A 16,532-nucleotide genomic window follows, 5' to 3' on the forward strand; every position below is an offset into this window, starting at 1 on the left:
ATGGTAGTGGCTTCCGCGGCGGCCGGACCGGCTCCGCCCACGGCTGCGGCCGGCGGTTGCCGGTACAACGGCGGTGAACCGGCCATGGTTCCCGCCGCCGCACGGCTCTCCCCACGGCATCGGGCGACGGCCCCGCCGCCCACGTCCGGCGACGGCCCCGCCACCACGCGCGTGCGCCACCCGCCCCGCACGCGCACCGGCGCCGCCCCGCGGAGGTCCGCGGCGGCGACGCCGGTCTGTGCCCTATGCGGTTGTCCTGGCCCGTGCCGTCACCCCGAGTCGACGGCGCCGGGCGGCTTCACGGGGCCTCGCCCTAGCTTTCCGCCAGGATGTGCGAGAGCTCCTGGTCGAGGTCGAAGTGCCGGTGTTCCGTGCCAGGGGGCACGGCGGCGTCTGTGCGCTTCAGGAAGGACTCCAGAGCCCGCGCCGGGGCCTCGAGCAACGCCTCCCCCTCCGGGGAGCTCAGTGCGATGCACACGACGCCCTGACCGTGACTGCGCGACGGCCAGACACGGACGTCGCCCGTGCCGGTGGGGCGGTGGAGACCTTCGGCGAGGAGGTCGCGGGCGAACACCCACTCGACGGTCTCCTCGGCTCCGGTGTGGAAGGTGGCGTGCACGGCGTAGGGGTCGGCCGTGTCGTACCGCAGGCCTGCGGGGACAGGCAGGGAGGACTCGCTCGACACAACGAGGCGCAGGTGCAGCTCGCAGCTGACCGTGGTGTTCATAAGCGCCAGGGCCTTTCGCTCAGTGTGCGCTCGGGGATTCGCACGTCGGCGAAATCGACATGCCACCTACGGTGCCGTTGTAAACCCCTCTGAGTGTTTTGCGTGTGTTTACGTAACTCTTCCGGCCGAAAGATCGTTCGCGGTGTACGCCCATTCCGGTGACAGGTTTCGCTCCGGTAGTGTTTGGCCGTATGAACACGGGGAGTAACAAGCCTGACGAGGTCGTCGTGGCGCAGGACCGATCGGGGACGGACGGCACTCCGGAGCAGCGTGCGCTCGGGTCGCGGGCACCGGAATTCGTCAGGGCACGCCGTGCCCTGCACGTCAGCTGGCAGGTCGGCGTCTTCGTCGTGGGGCTCGCCGTGGTGGTGGCCGGCATCATCATGCTGCCGCTGCCCGGTCCCGGCTGGGTCGTGATCTTCGGCGGCATGGCGATCTGGGCGACCGAGTTCGTGTGGGCCCAGCTGGTGCTGCGCTGGACCAAGCGCAAGGTCACCGAGGCGGCGCAGCGCGCGCTCGACCCCAAGGTGCGCCGCCGGAACATCATCCTGACCGCGGTCGGCCTGGTGATCATCGGCGTGCTCGCCGGGATCTACCTGTGGAAGTTCGGCCTGGAGATGCCCTGGAAGATCAAGGACCAGTGATCGGCGTCGGACCGGCGACGGCCCGGCCGCCGCTGGTCACGGGCACCCCCTGACATGGGGTAATGTTCTTCCTGCGTCCGGGCGATTAGCTCAGTGGGAGAGCGCTTCGTTCACACCGAAGAGGTCACTGGTTCGAACCCAGTATCGCCCACCGGATCATCAGGCGGCCCGGCTCACCGATCGTGAGCCGGGCCGCTTCGTCGTGTGCGCGCCGGCCCGGACGGCCGCCCCCTTCGGTCCCGGTCCCGGTGCCGGGTGGCGGGGCCGTTCCGCTTCCGCCCGCCGTCATCCAACCGTGACCTTCCGCGGCGCGGGCTCCCCAAGCGCCGACGGCGTTCGGCCGGCCGGTCACGCAGCGTCCACCTGCGGGTTTCCCTCCGTGTCGGGCGAGGGGGAGCGGCCGTCACCGTCGAGGCCCGTGATCACGCTCCCACCAATTCCTGTCCGAATCATTGACGCGCCCGTGGGCCCTTCGTACCTTGTGCCAGCAAGCGCTTACTTGAAACGATTCATGAAGCGACGCGACGGCGCGGGGAGGCTCATGTGCAGCGGAATGGGAATGTGGAGAGGCGGACGATCCTCAAAGCGGCAGGCGCCTCGCTGGCCGTCACGGGACTGGGTGCGACGGCCACCGCGTGCGGTGGTGACAGCGGTGCGGGAGACGGAACGGTGACGATCCGTTACTCCTGGTGGGGTGCCGAGGACCGGGCCGAGCGCATCAACAAGACCATCGCGCTCTTCGAGAAGAAGTACCCGAAGATCAAGGTCAAGACCGACTTCCAGCAGTACAGCGACTTCTGGAAGAAGTTCAACACCCAGGCCTCCGGCGGGAATCCACCGGACGTCTTCCAGAATGCCATCGGATTTCTCCGCAAATACGACGCGAAGAATGTCCTGCTCGACCTGAGTGGGCAGGTCGAGGCGGGCAATCTCTCCATGGACGGTTTCCGGGCGGGCCTGGAGAAGTTCGGCGAGATCGACGGCAAGCTGCTCGGCGTGCCCGTCGGTTCGAATTCGATGGCCCTCGTCATCGACAAGCCCGTCTACACCCGGGCCGGCGTCACCCCCGAGCAGGGCTGGACCTGGGACGACTTCGACCGGGCGATGACGAGCATTCGCGACCGGAGCGGCCGCGCCGGGGACAGCGGCATGTACGGCGTCATGTACCTCTACGACCTGTACCTGCGCCAGAACGGCAAGGCCTTCTTCACCGAGGAGGGACTCGGCTTCACCGAGGCCGACCTGACCCGGTGGTGGACCAAGGCGGAGAAGGGCGTGAAGTCCGGCCTGGTCGCCGACCCGAAGAAGGTCGTCCAGGTCAAGCCCAAGTCGGCGGTCGCGGCGGAGCTCGCTGGCGGCGAGTTCACCTGGGACAACTTCACCGTCCGCTACACCTCGGAGGGCAAGAGCGAGTACGGGATCGCGCCCATCCCCACCACGGACGGCAGGGCGACCGGCCAGTACCTCGGCTCCCTGATGCTCAGCGCCTCCAAGCGGACCCGGCACCCCAGGGAGGTCGCGCAGTTCATCGACTTCATGGTGCACGACCCCGAGGTCGCCAGGATCATGGGGTACGACCGCGGCGTCCCCGCGACCCAGGTCCAGTACGACGCCTACCGGCCGGCCGACCCGGTCGACAAGGCGATCGCCGCCTACGAGGAGTCCCTCGTGAAGGCGGGCGTCCTGCAGCCCATCACCCCGCACCCGAACGGTGCCGACATCTGCGAGGCCGCGTTCCTGCGCATCGCCGAGGAGATGGGGCTGGGCAAGCGGTCCGTGGACGACGCGGTCGAGCAGTTCTTCAACGAGTCGAAGACGGCTCTCGCCGGCTGATGGGAAGCGCCGTGACACACGCCCCCGCGACGGAGGGGTCGACCAGGGTCTCCGAGCCGCGGCAAGGTCCGGTGAAGCCCCCGGATTCCGCCGTCCTGAAGCGGCGGCGGCGCCGGGACAACCTGGCCGGCTACCTCTTCATGTCCCCCTGGATCGCCGGTTTCCTGCTGCTGACGGCGGGACCGATGGTCGCCTCCCTCTACTTCGCCTTCACCGACTACGACCTGTTCGACGCACCCCGGTGGATCGGCCTGGACAACTTCTCCGAGATGTTCGGCGACCCCCGCTGGCGCCACTCGGTGCAGGTCACGCTCTGGTACGTGGTCGTCGGCACGCCGGTCAAACTGATCGCCGCACTCGGCGTCGCGCTGCTGCTGGCGCAGAAGCGGCGCGGGCAGGCCTTCTACCGGGCCGCCTTCTACGCCCCGTCGCTGATCGGCGCGAGCGTGTCCGTCGCCATCGTGTGGAAGGCGATCTTCTCGGACGACGCGGCCGTCGACCGCACGCAGCGGCTCTTCGGCATCGACGCCGGTGGCTGGACCGGCGACCCGGACCTGATCATCTACAGCCTGGTGGCGCTCACCGTCTGGCAGTTCGGCGCGCCCATGGTCATCTTCCTGGCCGGCCTCAAGCAGGTGCCGCGCGAGCTGTACGAGGCGGCCGACGTGGACGGGGCGGGCAGGCTGCGGCAGTTCTGGAACATCACCCTGCCGATGATCTCCCCGGTCCTCTTCTTCAACGTCCTGCTGGAGACGATCCACTCGTTCCAGATCTTCAGCTCGGCGTACATCGTCGGCGGCGGCGCCGGGGGCAACGCCTGCGGTCCGGCCGACGGCTCGATGGTCTACACCTGCTACCTGTACGTCCAGGGCTTCGAGAACAGCCGCATGGGCCTGGCCTCCGCCATGGCCTGGATGCTGCTCGTCGCGGTCGCCCTGGTGACGGCGGTGCTGTTCTGGTCCCAGAAGCGCTGGGTGCACTACGAGGAGGGCGGCCGATGAGCGCGCAGGCCACCGACGTCACGCCGGCCCGGTCCACCGCGGGAGCGCTGCGGCGCCGGCTGCCCGGCTCGCTCGCCTGGCACGTCGGGTCACTGGCGATCCTCGCGGTGATCCTCTATCCGGTGATCTGGGTGATCGGCGGCTCGTTCAAGAGGAGCGAGGACATCGTCGGCAGCCTGGACCTCTTCCCGGGCGACCCGGTGCTGTCCAACTACACGAGCCTCACCGACGGCATCGCGGACATCCCCGTCTCCACGTTCTTCTTCAACTCCCTCTTCCTCGCGGTCGGCTCGGTGGCCGGGATCCTGGTGTCCTGCTCGCTCACGGCCTACGCCTTCGCCAAGATCAGGTTCGCGGGCCGAAACCTGCTCTTCACGCTGATGATCGGCACCCTGTTGCTGCCGTACCACGTGCTGCTGATCCCGCAGTACGTGCTGTTCCGCAACATGGGCATGATCAACACGTACACCCCGCTGCTGCTGGGCAAGTACCTCGCGACGGAGGCCTTCTTCGTCTTCCTGATGGTGCAGTTCATGCGCAACCTGCCCAGGGAACTGGACGAGGCGGCCCGTCTCGACGGCTGCGGGCACCTCCGCATCTACTGGTCGATCGTGCTCCCGCTGTGCCGACCGGCACTGATCACCAGCGCGATCTTCACCTTCATCAACTCCTGGAACGACTTCATGGGCCCGCTGATCTACCTCAACGAGCCCGGCAAGTACACCGTCTCGCTCGGCCTGAAGATGTTCGTGGACCAGGAGGGGCTGGCCAACTACGGCGGCATGATCGCCATGTCGCTCGTCGCCCTGCTGCCCGTCCTCGCCTTCTTCCTGGCCTTCCAGCGCTACCTGATCGACGGCATGGCGACGTCCGGGCTGAAGGGCTGAGGTGATCCGGTCATGACCGAGCCGCGCACCGGGACCCGGGCCGAACGCGGGGAGTCCCGGCTCGCCGAGCGGTTCGCGCTGTTCGCGGAGTGCCTGCTGACCGGGGTGTGGATCGCGGTGGCCTCGCTGCCGCTGGTCACCTGCCCCGCCGCGTTCGCGGCCGGCGCGCGGCACCTCGGGCGCCGGCTCGCCCACGAGCGGGGCGGCCTGCGCGAGTTCGCGGCCGACTTCCGGGCCGCGCTGCGCCGGGGGTGGCTCGTCGGGCTCGCCGGATGGGCCGCCCTCGCCGTGGTGTGGGTGGACGTGCGGGCCGTACGGAACGGACTGCCGGGCGGCGCCTTCGTGGGCGCCGTCGGGGTGCTGGCCCTGATCGGCGCGGTCGTGGCCGGGCTGCGGGCGGCGGCCTCCTGGCGGCCCGGCGCCTCCTGGCGGTGCCTGCTGGGGGAGGCCGGCCGCCGTACCGTGCTCGACCCCGCGGGCTCCTTCCTGATCGTCGGCGGGCTGGCCCTGGTGGTCTGTTCCGCCTGGTTCAGCGCGCCGCTCGCGGTCGCCGTGCTGGGCGCCGTCGCGGCGGCGGCCGTCGCCGTGGAGGAGCGCTACCGGCACCGCTGACGAGCGACGTCACCCCGTACCGGGCCGGCGCCCTGGCGCCCTTTTCTGTCATGCCCCTGACATTCCTGTACCCCACGCAACGGAAAGGAAAGGCCATGTCCCCCATCCCGCGCAGGTCCCTCCTCAAGGCGGCCGCCGTGGCCGGAGCCGCCGCCCAGTTCAGCCGGGCCCTGGGCAGCAGGAACGCCCAGGCCGCGCCGGCCGCCCCGACCGGCGGCGACGGCCCCGTCACCCTGACCTGGCTGGAGGACGGCGGTCTCGGCGCCGCCCCCGGTTCCACCGTCGGTGTCCCCTGGCCCCGCGGCACCCACCAGGAGGACCAGTCGTTCGCCGTGACCGACGCGGAGGGCACGGCCGTACCCGTGCAGTCCTGGCCCCTCGCGTACTGGCCCGACGGCTCCCTGAAGTGGACCGCGCACGCCGTCGGCTCGGGCAACGGCGCCCTCACCCTGACCGCCGGCACCCCGGCCGAACCCGCCCGCAGGGTCACCGTCCGCCGTCGCGGCGGCATCATCGACGTATCGACCGGCGTCATCACCGCCAGGATCGGCACGTCGGGCGCCGCACTGATCAAGTCGGTCACCAGAGGCTCCACCGAGATCGCGAGGAACGGCCGCCTCGTGCTGCTGCGCCAGCCCGAGATCGAGGACGGCGACCAGGGCACGGTGACGTACGAGCGCTTCGACGGCGCCGTCGACGAGGTGGAGGTCGAGCAGGAGGGCCCGGTCCGCGCCGTCGTCCGCATCGACGGCAGGCACCGCAAGGGCCAACGCGGCCGGCTCCCCTTCTCCGTCCGCCTCTACTTCTACGCGGGCGCCGACTCCTTCCGCATGGTGCACACCGTCACCTTCGACGGCACCCAGGAGCCCGGCAGGGCGAGCGGCGACTTCGTCCGCGGCCTGGGCGTCCGCTTCACCGTCCCGATGCGCGACGAGTCCTACGACCGCCACGTCCGCATCGGCGGCGAGGGCACCGGCCTGCTGCGCGAGGCGGTCAAGGGCATCACCGGACTGCGCCGCGATCCCGGGGCGGCCGTCCAGGCGGCGCAGTTCGCCGGGGAGAAGCTGCCCGACCCCGCCACCTGGGACCAGCGCGTCACCACCCGCCTCCAGTACATCCCCGAGTGGGGCGACTACACCCTCTCCCAGCTCTCCGCCGACGGCTTCACCCTGCGCAAGCGCACCAGGAAGGGGCACGGCTGGATCGGCGCCGGCGGTGGCCGGCGCGCCTCCGGCTTCGGCTACGTCGGCGGCGTGAGCGGCGGACTCTCCTTCGGCCTGCGCGACTTCTGGGAGAAGTACCCGGCCCAGCTCGACGTCCGCGACGCCCACACCGACGCCGCCGAGGTCACCCTCTGGCTCTGGTCGCCCGAGGCCCAGCCCATGGACCTGCGCTTCTACCACGACGGCATGGGCCAGGACACCTACGCCGAACAGCTCGAGGGCCTCAACATCACCTACGAGGACCACGAGCCCGGCTTCGGCACCCCCTACGGCATCGCCCGCACCTCGGAGCTGCTGTTCTGGGCCAACGCCGCCACCCCGAGCGCCGAGAAGCTCGCCGAACAGGTCGAGGCCGTGCGCGTCCTTCCGCAACTGGCCGCCCCGCCCGGGCAGCTCGTGCGGGCCGGGGTCTTCGGCCGCGGCCTCTACTCCGAGCCCGACCGCTCCACACCCGCCAAGGCGAGGATCGAGGACCACCTCGACTTCCTCTTCACCTACTACAAGGACCAGGTGGAGCAGCGCCGCTGGTACGGCTTCTGGGACTACGGCGACATCATGCACACCTACGACACCGTCCGGCACCAGTGGCGGTACGACGTCGGCGGCTACGCCTGGGACAACTCGGAACTCTCGCCCGACCTGTGGCTCTGGTATGCCTACCTGCGCTCCGGCCGCGCCGACATCTTCCGCTTCGCCGAGGCGATGACCCGGCACACCGGCGAGGTCGACGTCTACCACCTCGGCAAGTGGGCCGGCCTCGGCACCCGGCACGGCGTGCAGCACTACGCCGACAGCGCGAAGCAGCAGCGCATCGCCAACACCACCTACCGCCGCTTCTACTACTTCCTCACCGCCGACGAACGCGTCGGCGACCTCATGCACGCCAACGTCGACTCCGACGAGACCTTCCTCGCCCTCGACCCGCTCCGCAAGATCCGCACCGAGCCGTACACGCCCGACCGCAACGCCCTGTCGATCGGCTTCGGCACCGACTGGAGCGGCCTGGTCTCGGCGTGGCTGACCGAGTGGGAACGCAAGGGCCCCCGATGGGAGAAGGCCAGGGCCCGCGTGCTGTCCACCATGGAGACCATCGCCGCCCAGCCCAACGGATTCGTGCAGGGCAGCGGCCTGTACGACCTGGACACCGGGAGATTCGCCGTCGCCGACGCCCCGAAGGTCGAGGTCTCCCACCTGTCGGCCGTCTTCGGCCTGGGCGAACTGTGCGCCGAACTGATCGACCTGGTCGACATGCCGGAGTTCAACGAGGCGTACTACGACTACTGCCGCTACTTCAACGCCTCCAAGGCCGAACAGGCGGCCCGCTACGGCAAGGACTTCGGCAGCCTCATCCTCTTCCAGGGCCACTCCCGCCTCGACGCCTACGCGGCCGTGCGGACCGGGGACGCACGGCTGGCCGAGCGTGCCTGGGACAGGTTCTACGACTCCGACGGCTACAAGGAGTCGGCACCCTGGGCGACGGAGAGGCTGAGCGGCCCCGCCGCCCTGGTGCCCGGCAGCGAGGCGAGCTGGGTCTCCACCAACGACACCGCCCTCTACGGCCTCGCCGCCATCGAGAACCTCGCGCTCCTGGGGGACCGGATGCCGTAGCCGGCACGTGAGCGGCGCGGGCGCGGGCACACTCCACGGGTGGACTGGAACCATTACGTCTTCCGCAGCCTGTGGACGCTGCCCGCGCCCGCCCCCGCCGTCTACCGCGCGCTCGAACGCGTCGAGGACTACCCCCGCTGGTGGCCCCAGGTCCGCGAGGTCACCCGTCTCGACGCCACCGGCGGCATCGTCCGGATCCGCTCCCTCCTCCCGTACGACCTCACCCAGACCGTGCGGGAGCTGCGTCACGACCCGGCGGCGGGTGTGCTGGAGGTCACCCTGTCCGGCGACGTCGAGGGCCGGGCCCGCTGGACGGTCGCCCCGGACGGCACCGGCGGCACCCGCGTCCGCTACGACCAGGAGGTCGACGTCCGCAAGCCCCTGCTGCGCCGCCTCGCCGTGCCGGGACGGCCCCTCTTCCGGGCCAACCACCGGCTGATGATGCGGGCGGGCCGGCGCGGACTGGCGGCCCACCTGCGAGCGGTTTGAAGGAACCGCGCCGGTCCCTGTATTGTTCAGTGCGTTCCCGGGCGATTAGCTCAGTGGGAGAGCGCTTCGTTCACACCGAAGAGGTCACTGGTTCGAACCCAGTATCGCCCACCGGGAAAAGCCGGTCCGTCACGCGACGGACCGGCTTCTTCGTGCGCTCACGCCGCCGCGGGCAGGTCCGGGCGCAGGGGCCAGGCGGGATCCACGGCCTCCTCGCTCCCGTTGAGCGCGAACCACGCCTGGAGACCCCGGGCCTGCCCCGCGTGCCACACCGCCTGGAGCGTGTGCAGCTCGGCGGCGGACAGACGCTCCAGCCGCGACTGGAAACGGCGCCCGACCGCCCGGACGACCCCCAGCGCGGCCTGCGCGTCGGCCGCCGCGTCGTGCGCGCCCTCCAGCTCGACGCCGTAGTGCGCACACAGATCGGTGAGGGTGCGGCGGCCCTTGCGGTAGCGGTCCAGGTGCTTGTCGAGCACGCGCGGGTCGAGGACGTACAGCGACGTCCGCTCCAGCCGGGCGGCCAGGGACGACGCCCGGTGCCGGCGCAACTCCCGGTCCAGCAGCGTCAGATCGAACGGCGCGTTCATCACCACCAGCGGGCGTCCGGCCCGGGCCTGTTCGCCCAGCGCCTCGGCTATCTCGTGCATCACCGGTGCCGGCCAGCGTCCGTTGCGCTGCAGATGGTCCTCCGTCAGCCCGTGCACCGCCGTCGCCGCCTCGGGCACCGGCACGCCCGGGTTCACCAGCCAGCGGCTGACCCGGGGCCTGAGCCCCGGAGCGTCCTGGACGACCAGGGCCGCCGAGACGATTCGGTCGGTCTCGACGTCCACACCCGTGGTCTCCGTGTCGAAGGCCGCCAGCGGCCCCTCGAACCAGCACGTCATAGGGCACTCAACTCCTCGTCCGTACACGGCAGCTGACGCGCCGTCCTCTGTCCCGGTTCGGTGATACCCGGGCTGTTTGCGGCGTACGCCGGAAGGACACAACAGGAGTACGGGTCTTTGCAGTTCAGCGACCCGCAGCGCGGAAACACCAGTTCTGGAAGGCTGTTGGTCATGGCCATAACGCAGCCCGAACGGGGCGGGCTGCTGCCCGAGCGCACGGCGCCCACTCGCGGTTCCCTCGCCACCACCGCCTGCATGGAGACCCTGCAGGTCGGCTATCTGCACGCGGTCGCCGCGGCGGCCGGCTGCTCGTTGTCCCAGCCCTTCCCGGACAACGGCATCGACTGGCACGTCAGCCACAGCGCACCCGGCCACACCGTCGACGACGAGGTCACCATCAAGGTGCAGCTCAAGGCGACCTACCAGATCCCGCCCGGCCCGCCGGGCCCCTTCTTCTCCTTCGTGCTCGACAACGACCACCTGGCCAAGCTCGCCCGCACCCCGGTGTCCGTGCACAAGATCCTGGTCGTGATGATCGTCCCGCGCTCCCGGGACCAGTGGCTGCGCGCCGGCCACGACCGGCTGGACCTCAGGCACTGCTGCTACTGGACCAACCTCGCCGGACACCCGGTCACGGGCCGGCGGCGCACCACCGTGCGGATACCGACCGCGCGGGTCTTCGACGACCGGGCGCTGTGCGAGATCATGACGCGGGTCGGGACGGGAGGGAAACCATGACGCACCGCCCCACCCACGAGCCGCCGCGCCCCGTCCGGCTCCGTGCCGCCGTCGCAGGCGGCGCCGCCTGCGACGGCGGCACGCCCGAGCCCGCCGCCGTGGACCCGGCCGTGCTCGCCGCCCTGCTGCACCGGCACGGCTGGCACCGGCGCGGCGGCGCCCCGGGCCGCTACGGCCGCTGGACCCCGCCCGGCCCCGGCGGCGCCACCAGCCTGCTGGTGCCCGACAGCCGCGCCTTCCCCGACAGCGACGACCTGCTCGGCGAGGCGCTGCTCGCCCTGTCCCGCAGCGCCGCGCCTTCCGCCCGGGAGATCCTCGTCTCCCTCGCCGTGCCCAGCGACGAGATCCGCTGGTGGCGCGACCTGCCCACCGGCCCGGCCGGCACCGCGCCCTGGACGGTGGAGGAGCAACTGCGCTCCGCCGCCCGGAGCATCCTCCTCGCCGGCGCCCTCGCCACCCGCGCGCGGGCCGGCTACCACGGGGCCCGGCACCGCCGCTCCGCCGCCGCGTCCCTGTCCAACGTCCTGGTCGGCCCCTCGCCCGACGGCCGCCGCCTCACCGCCTTCGTGCCCGTCACCACCGGCCGCCCCCTCGCCGTCCGCCTCCACCAGGCCCTCTTCGCCGCCCGCGAGGCCGTCGACTACCGGCGGGCCACCGGCGCCATGGACGCCTTCGACAGCGCCGTCGCGGCGGGCGTCAGCCACGAACTCACCGAGGCGCTCGTCACCCTCGTCCGCGGCACGGAGGGCGCCCGCGTCGCCGTGGCGTGGGCCCCGGCCGCCGGGGTCCCCGAGGGCTGCGCCGCCCGCGCCGAACCCGTCGAGTTCTCGCCCGGCGACCTGCCTGCCCTGCGCGAGGCCGGTGCCCGCTACCTGCGCGCGGAGCCGTCCGTACCGGTGCGGCTCACCGGCACGGTCGTCCGGATGCGCAGAACCGGCCCGCGCGGCGCCGGCACCGTACGGCTGCGGGTGCTCGCCGGGGCCGACGTCCCGCACGTGCGGATCACCCTGGACGAGGAGGCGTACCGGATCGCCGGGCACGCGCACCTCGTCGGGCTGCCCGTGCGCGTGCTGGGACGGCTCGAGAGCCGCGGCGGATTCCGCCGCCTCACCGGCGCCTGCGAGGTCGCCCCCGTGCAGGTCGACGACGCCGAGCGGGACCGGCTGCTGAAGGCCCTCCACGAGAACCTGGACGTCTTCGGGGAGGCCTGCGGCGGGGAGTGACTTCGACCGGGGCGGGCCCGGGTCGGTACGATCGCCCTCATGCGTGCGCTCCGGTATGGCGCCGCAGCCCCGCCTTCAGTCAGGAGAGACCGGTGTCAGACGTCCGTGTGATCATCCAACGCGATTCCGAGCGGGAAGAACGCGTGGTGACTACGGGCACTACGGCCGCCGAGCTCTTCGCCGGCGAGCGCTCGATCGTCGCCGCCCGCGTCGGCGGTGAGCTCAGGGACCTCGCGTACGAGCTCCGGGACGGTGAGACCGTCGAGGGCGTCGAGATCTCCTCCGAGGACGGCCTCAACATCCTGCGCCACTCCACCGCGCACGTCATGGCCCAGGCCGTGCAGGAACTGTTCCCCGAGGCCAAGCTCGGCATCGGGCCGCCCGTCAAGGACGGCTTCTACTACGACTTCGACGTCGAGAAGCCCTTCCACCCCGATGACCTCAAGGCCATCGAGAAGAAGATGCAGGAGATCCAGAAGCGCGGCCAGCGCTTCTCCCGCCGCGTGGTCACCGACGAGGCCGCCCGCGAGGAGCTCGCCGACGAGCCGTACAAGCTGGAGCTGATCGGCCTCAAGGGCTCCGCCTCCCACGACGACGGCGCGGACGTCGAGGTCGGCGCCGGCGAGCTGACGATCTACGACAACCTGGACGCCAAGACCGGCGAGCTGTGCTGGAAGGACCTCTGCCGCGGTCCCCACCTGCCCACCACCAGGAACATCCCGGCGTTCAAGCTCATGCGCAACGCCGCCGCCTACTGGCGCGGCAGCGAGAAGAACCCGATGCTCCAGCGCATCTACGGCACCGCCTGGCCCTCCAAGGAGGAGCTGAAGGCGCACCTGGAGTTCCTCGCCGAGGCCGAGAAGCGCGACCACCGCAAGCTCGGCAGCGAGCTGGACCTGTTCTCCGTCCCGGAGCAGATCGGCTCCGGCCTCGCGGTCTTCCACCCCAAGGGCGGCATCATCCGCCGGGTCATGGAGGACTACTCGCGCCGCCGCCACGAGGAGGAGGGGTACGAGTTCGTCTACACCCCGCACGCGACGAAGGGGAAGCTCTTCGAGACCTCGGGCCACCTGGACTGGTACGCCGACGGCATGTACCCGCCCATGCAGCTCGACGAGGGCGTGGACTACTACCTCAAGCCCATGAACTGCCCGATGCACAACCTGATCTTCGACGCGCGTGGCCGCTCGTACCGTGAGCTGCCGCTGCGCCTGTTCGAGTTCGGCACCGTGTACCGGTACGAGAAGTCGGGCGTCGTGCACGGCCTGACCCGGGCCCGCGGCTTCACCCAGGACGACGCGCACATCTACTGCACCCGCGAGCAGATGTCGGAGGAGCTCGACAAGACGCTCACCTTCGTCCTCGGCCTGCTGCGCGACTACGGTCTGACCGACTTTTATCTGGAGCTGTCCACCAAGGACCCGGAGAAGTTCGTCGGCTCCGACGAGGCCTGGGAAGAGGCCACCGAAACCCTGCGCCAGGTCGCCGAGAAGCAGGGCCTGCCCCTCGTCCCCGACCCGGGCGGCGCCGCCTTCTACGGCCCGAAGATCTCCGTCCAGACCAAGGACGCCATCGGCCGCACCTGGCAGATGTCGACCATCCAGCTCGACTTCAACCTGCCGGAGCGCTTCGACCTGGAGTACACCGGCGCGGACGGCTCCAAGCAGCGCCCGGTCATGATCCACCGCGCGCTGTTCGGCTCGATCGAGCGCTTCTTCGCGGTGCTCCTGGAGCACTACGCGGGCGCCTTCCCGGCGTGGCTCGCCCCGGTCCAGGCGGTCGGCATCCCGATCGGCGACGCGCACGTCGAGTACCTGGAGAAGTTCGCCGCGGCCGCGAAGAGGCAGGGCCTGCGCGTCGAGGTGGACTCCTCCTCCGACCGCATGCAGAAGAAGATCAGGAACGCCCAGAAGCAGAAGGTGCCCTTCATGGTCATCGCGGGTGACGAGGACATGGCCAACGGCGCCGTCTCCTTCCGCTACCGCGACGGCTCGCAGGAGAACGGCATCCCCGTCGACGAGGCCATCGCGAAGATCGCGAAGGTCGTCGAGGAGCGGGCGCAGGTCTGACCGCACGGACCGCACGGCCCCCGGGAGCGATCCCGGGGGCTTTTTCCGCGGCCCCCCGGTGACGCCATATGCTGCACGCATGACGAGTGAGCCGGAGCAGCAGATCGGAGTGGGGACGCAGGACGCGTTCCAGCGCCTGTGGACGCCCCACCGGATGGCCTACATCCAGGGTGAGAACAAGCCGAGCGGCCCCGGCGCCGACGACGGCTGTCCCTTCTGCTCCATCCCGGCCAAGTCCGACGAGGACGGGCTCGTCGTCCGGCGCGGTGAGCACGTGTACGCGGTGCTCAACCTGTATCCGTACAACGGCGGCCACCTGATGACCGTCCCGTACCGGCATGTCGCCGACTACACCGAGCTGACCGACGCCGAGACGGCCGAGCTGGCACTGCTGACCAAGCAGGCGATGACGGCCCTGCGGACCGCCTCCGGCGCCCACGGGTTCAACATCGGCATGAACCAGGGCACGGTGGCCGGCGCGGGCATCGCCGCGCATCTGCACCAGCACATCGTGCCCCGCTGGGGCGGCGACACGAACTTCATGCCGGTCGTCGGCCACACGAAGGTGCTGCCGCAGCTGCTGGGGGACACGCGCACGATGCTGGCGAAGGCCTGGCCGGCCTAGCCGGAGCCCGGGTTCGGGCCGCACCCGCCGGCCCGTCCGGCGTTCGAGGACGAGGCCGTTCGGGCCGGGGTCCGGGGGCGCGCCCCCGGTGACGCCGCCCGCACGCCTCCGGCCCGGCGGCCGGAGGCCTAAGCGTCGTAGACGTCGGCCTTCCGGGGCGACGGATCCTGCACCGCCGTGCTGAGGAACGCCGACCGCGCCCCGAACTTCTCGGTGTCCACGCCGTTCTCCTCCAGAACCCGGATGGCGGCCGAGTGCACGACCCGCAGCACCGGCGTCGCCGCCCGCAGCGCGTCGTCGGCCATGAAGCGGTGCCGCCACGGCTGGTCCGCCCACGCGTGCCGCAGACCGAAGGGCTCCGGCAGACCGATCGTGCCGCCGAGCCAGTTCAGCAGGGGCGGGTACCACGTGAGCGGAGCGCGGACGGCGAGCCGTACCACCTCGTTGGCGGTGACCAGGGGGAGCATCACCTTGCGCGTCTCCCACGGCTTGAAGGACTTGGCGACCTCCTTGGAGGGAGCCTCCGGCTTCGTCGTGAAGAGCGGGTTGACCGGACCCAGGGCGTGCCCGGTCACCTCGATGCGCAGCGTCGAGTGCAGCACGGTGACCGTGATCAGCATCGTGATCACCAACTGGCCGTCCCACAGCGTCCACTGGACGCCCAGGTAGTGCCGGTCACCGGCGCCGAACTGCTGCTTGTTGCAGATCTCCTGGATCGCGTGCGGCTTGACCTGGTACGCCTCGACGTCCGTGCCCTCGGGGCGGGAGACCGCCTTGGCGTTCTCCCCGATCGGCGTGACGATCCAGTGACGTATGGAGGGCTTGGTGAAGCCGCCGGTGTTCAGCGGGCCGCGCTCCAGCATGCGCAGCTGGTCGTGGATCGACCGTATGACGTCCCAGCTGCGGAACGGGTGGATCTCCCGGGCCGGGTCGGCCGGCACCAGCTCCTCGGCGAGCTGCCAGCTGCCCCACCGGGTGCCCATGCCGAGGACGCCCTTGGGACCGGCGTAGAAGACGGAGTTGGACTGCTGCTCGGCGCCGAGCCTCGCCAGGGACTGGCGGAGCTGCTCGGCCGCCGTCTCGTTCGGGTTGCTGGGCACCGCCTCGGGCACCTTGGCGCCGATGCCGCTGCCGGACAGCAGGCCGTCCCAGCGCTCGCGCAGGTCCCTGGCCGTCCGCTCGCAGATCCGCTTGGCCCAGAACCAGCCGACGACGGGCATCACGACGGCCGCGCGCGCGTACCAGGCCCAGAAGCCGGAGAAGGGCATCTTGATCAGGAACAGCACGGCCAGCGCGGCGATCGCCACGAGCACGGCGGTGCCCAGCGCCCCGGCCTGCTTGTTCTCCGCCTTGGCGACCGTGGTGCGGATCTGGAAACCGAGCAGCCAGACCAGCGCGCCCGGGAGGAACAGCAGACCGCACAGCACGCTGACCATGGTCAGCCGGTTGTCCCGGGCCTTGCGGATGCCGTTGGCCGCCAGGCAGTGCTCCACCACCACCTGCGGCTCGGCCCCGAAGGACTGGATGAGCGGCTTGCGGTCGCCGCCGAGCATGCGGTCGGCCACCGCGCGGGAGAAGGCCTCGCCGAGATTGGGGCGGAAGATCGTGGCCCAGGAGCGGCCCGTGTTGACGGTCGTCTGGTGCCACTCGTTGTCGGCCTTCTTGATCTCCTCCATCGGGTCGTCCCGGTAGGCGGCCGAGGCCAGCGCGAAGGTGGCCGTCTGCCCCCCGTCGTCCGTACGCGGAACCTGCGGTCCGAAGAAGTCCGCGTAACCGCCGTCAACGGTCATTCCCGCCCCCGATCGCCACCACTGTCGCTCCTGCGGCCTTCCCGACTTCCCTGCCGCGCACACCTGTTGATCAGGTCATCAGCGTATCCGCAGCCACCGGCATGCGTCACCGGACGGCCAAAGGCGCCCCCGCGCGCGCGGGTTGATGCCGAGATGCGCCGTCGTGCGCCGGGGCGGCG

Annotated in this window: 14 protein-coding genes and 2 tRNA genes; 13 read left to right on the plus strand and 3 right to left on the minus strand. The window is 70.9% G+C overall.

The window, feature by feature from the left end; all coding sequences use genetic code 11:
* Nucleotides 1–313: 313 nt before the first annotated feature.
* Entirely contained in the window at nucleotides 314–727 is a 414-nt protein-coding gene (locus ACFWJB_RS12870; protein ID WP_004002642.1) for an SsgA family sporulation/cell division regulator, read from the minus strand.
* A 191-nt stretch (nucleotides 728–918) separates the two neighbouring features.
* Here ACFWJB_RS12870 and ACFWJB_RS12875 point away from each other — a divergent pair, with 191 nt between their 5' ends.
* From ACFWJB_RS12875 to ACFWJB_RS12915, 9 genes are all read left to right on the plus strand, one after another.
* Nucleotides 919–1,371, plus strand: a complete 453-nt coding sequence (locus tag ACFWJB_RS12875) for a TIGR02611 family protein (protein WP_385468000.1) — start codon at nucleotides 919–921, stop codon at nucleotides 1,369–1,371.
* Nucleotides 1,372–1,450: 79 nt separating this feature from the next.
* Nucleotides 1,451–1,522, plus strand: a tRNA-Val gene (locus tag ACFWJB_RS12880).
* A 392-nt stretch (nucleotides 1,523–1,914) separates the two neighbouring features.
* The gene (locus tag ACFWJB_RS12885) at nucleotides 1,915–3,204 is read left to right on the plus strand and encodes an ABC transporter substrate-binding protein (protein ID WP_386922107.1); all 1,290 of its coding nucleotides are present in this window, start codon (nucleotides 1,915–1,917) and stop codon (nucleotides 3,202–3,204) included.
* Complete coding sequence (locus ACFWJB_RS12890) at nucleotides 3,204–4,205, plus strand: carbohydrate ABC transporter permease (protein WP_386922109.1); 1,002 nt, start codon at nucleotides 3,204–3,206, stop codon at nucleotides 4,203–4,205. The genes ACFWJB_RS12885 and ACFWJB_RS12890 overlap by 1 nt, the downstream gene beginning before the upstream one ends.
* Nucleotides 4,202–5,092 carry a carbohydrate ABC transporter permease gene (locus tag ACFWJB_RS12895; protein ID WP_386922111.1) on the plus strand — a complete coding sequence of 297 codons (891 nt, stop codon included), beginning with the start codon at nucleotides 4,202–4,204 and terminating at the stop codon, nucleotides 5,090–5,092. The genes ACFWJB_RS12890 and ACFWJB_RS12895 overlap by 4 nt, the downstream gene beginning before the upstream one ends.
* Nucleotides 5,093–5,104: 12 nt before the next feature.
* Nucleotides 5,105–5,704, plus strand: coding sequence for a hypothetical protein (locus ACFWJB_RS12900; protein ID WP_385469509.1), 600 nt, complete (start codon nucleotides 5,105–5,107; stop codon nucleotides 5,702–5,704).
* Nucleotides 5,705–5,799: 95 nt separating this feature from the next.
* Nucleotides 5,800–8,535, plus strand: coding sequence for a Tat pathway signal sequence domain protein (locus tag ACFWJB_RS12905; RefSeq protein ID WP_386922113.1), 2,736 nt, complete (start codon nucleotides 5,800–5,802; stop codon nucleotides 8,533–8,535).
* A 39-nt stretch (nucleotides 8,536–8,574) separates the two neighbouring features.
* Nucleotides 8,575–9,024, plus strand: coding sequence for an SRPBCC family protein (locus ACFWJB_RS12910; RefSeq protein ID WP_386922115.1), 450 nt, complete (start codon nucleotides 8,575–8,577; stop codon nucleotides 9,022–9,024).
* A 39-nt stretch (nucleotides 9,025–9,063) separates the two neighbouring features.
* Nucleotides 9,064–9,135, plus strand: a tRNA-Val gene (locus tag ACFWJB_RS12915).
* A 47-nt stretch (nucleotides 9,136–9,182) separates the two neighbouring features.
* Here the strand turns inward: ACFWJB_RS12915 and ACFWJB_RS12920 are convergent.
* Nucleotides 9,183–9,908, minus strand: coding sequence for a 3'-5' exonuclease (locus ACFWJB_RS12920; RefSeq protein WP_385469503.1), 726 nt, complete (start codon nucleotides 9,906–9,908; stop codon nucleotides 9,183–9,185).
* A gap of 171 nt (nucleotides 9,909–10,079) precedes the next feature.
* Here ACFWJB_RS12920 and ACFWJB_RS12925 point away from each other — a divergent pair, with 171 nt between their 5' ends.
* The 4 genes from ACFWJB_RS12925 to ACFWJB_RS12940 all read left to right on the plus strand — a co-directional run bounded on the left by ACFWJB_RS12925 (nucleotide 10,080) and on the right by ACFWJB_RS12940 (nucleotide 14,563).
* Nucleotides 10,080–10,646: a DUF4365 domain-containing protein gene (locus ACFWJB_RS12925; RefSeq protein WP_385469501.1), complete on the plus strand. Its 567-nt coding sequence runs from the start codon at nucleotides 10,080–10,082 to the stop codon at nucleotides 10,644–10,646.
* The gene (locus tag ACFWJB_RS12930) at nucleotides 10,643–11,869 is read left to right on the plus strand and encodes a hypothetical protein (RefSeq protein WP_386922118.1); all 1,227 of its coding nucleotides are present in this window, start codon (nucleotides 10,643–10,645) and stop codon (nucleotides 11,867–11,869) included. Before ACFWJB_RS12925 ends, ACFWJB_RS12930 begins: the two co-directional genes overlap by 4 nt.
* 92 nt (nucleotides 11,870–11,961) lie before the next feature.
* Nucleotides 11,962–13,938 carry a threonine--tRNA ligase gene (gene thrS / locus ACFWJB_RS12935; RefSeq protein ID WP_386922120.1) on the plus strand — a complete coding sequence of 659 codons (1,977 nt, stop codon included), beginning with the start codon at nucleotides 11,962–11,964 and terminating at the stop codon, nucleotides 13,936–13,938.
* 79 nt (nucleotides 13,939–14,017) lie between these two features.
* Nucleotides 14,018–14,563, plus strand: a complete 546-nt coding sequence (locus tag ACFWJB_RS12940; protein WP_385469494.1) for an HIT family protein — start codon at nucleotides 14,018–14,020, stop codon at nucleotides 14,561–14,563.
* A 128-nt stretch (nucleotides 14,564–14,691) separates the two neighbouring features.
* Here the strand turns inward: ACFWJB_RS12940 and ACFWJB_RS12945 are convergent, their stop codons facing one another.
* A complete protein-coding gene (locus ACFWJB_RS12945) occupies nucleotides 14,692–16,353 on the minus strand; it encodes a hypothetical protein (RefSeq protein ID WP_385469492.1) in 1,662 nt (553 codons plus the stop codon).
* Nucleotides 16,354–16,532 lie beyond the last annotated feature (179 nt).

The organism is Streptomyces sp. NPDC127100, from assembly GCF_042724095.1.
GTDB lineage: Bacteria > Actinomycetota > Actinomycetes > Streptomycetales > Streptomycetaceae > Streptomyces.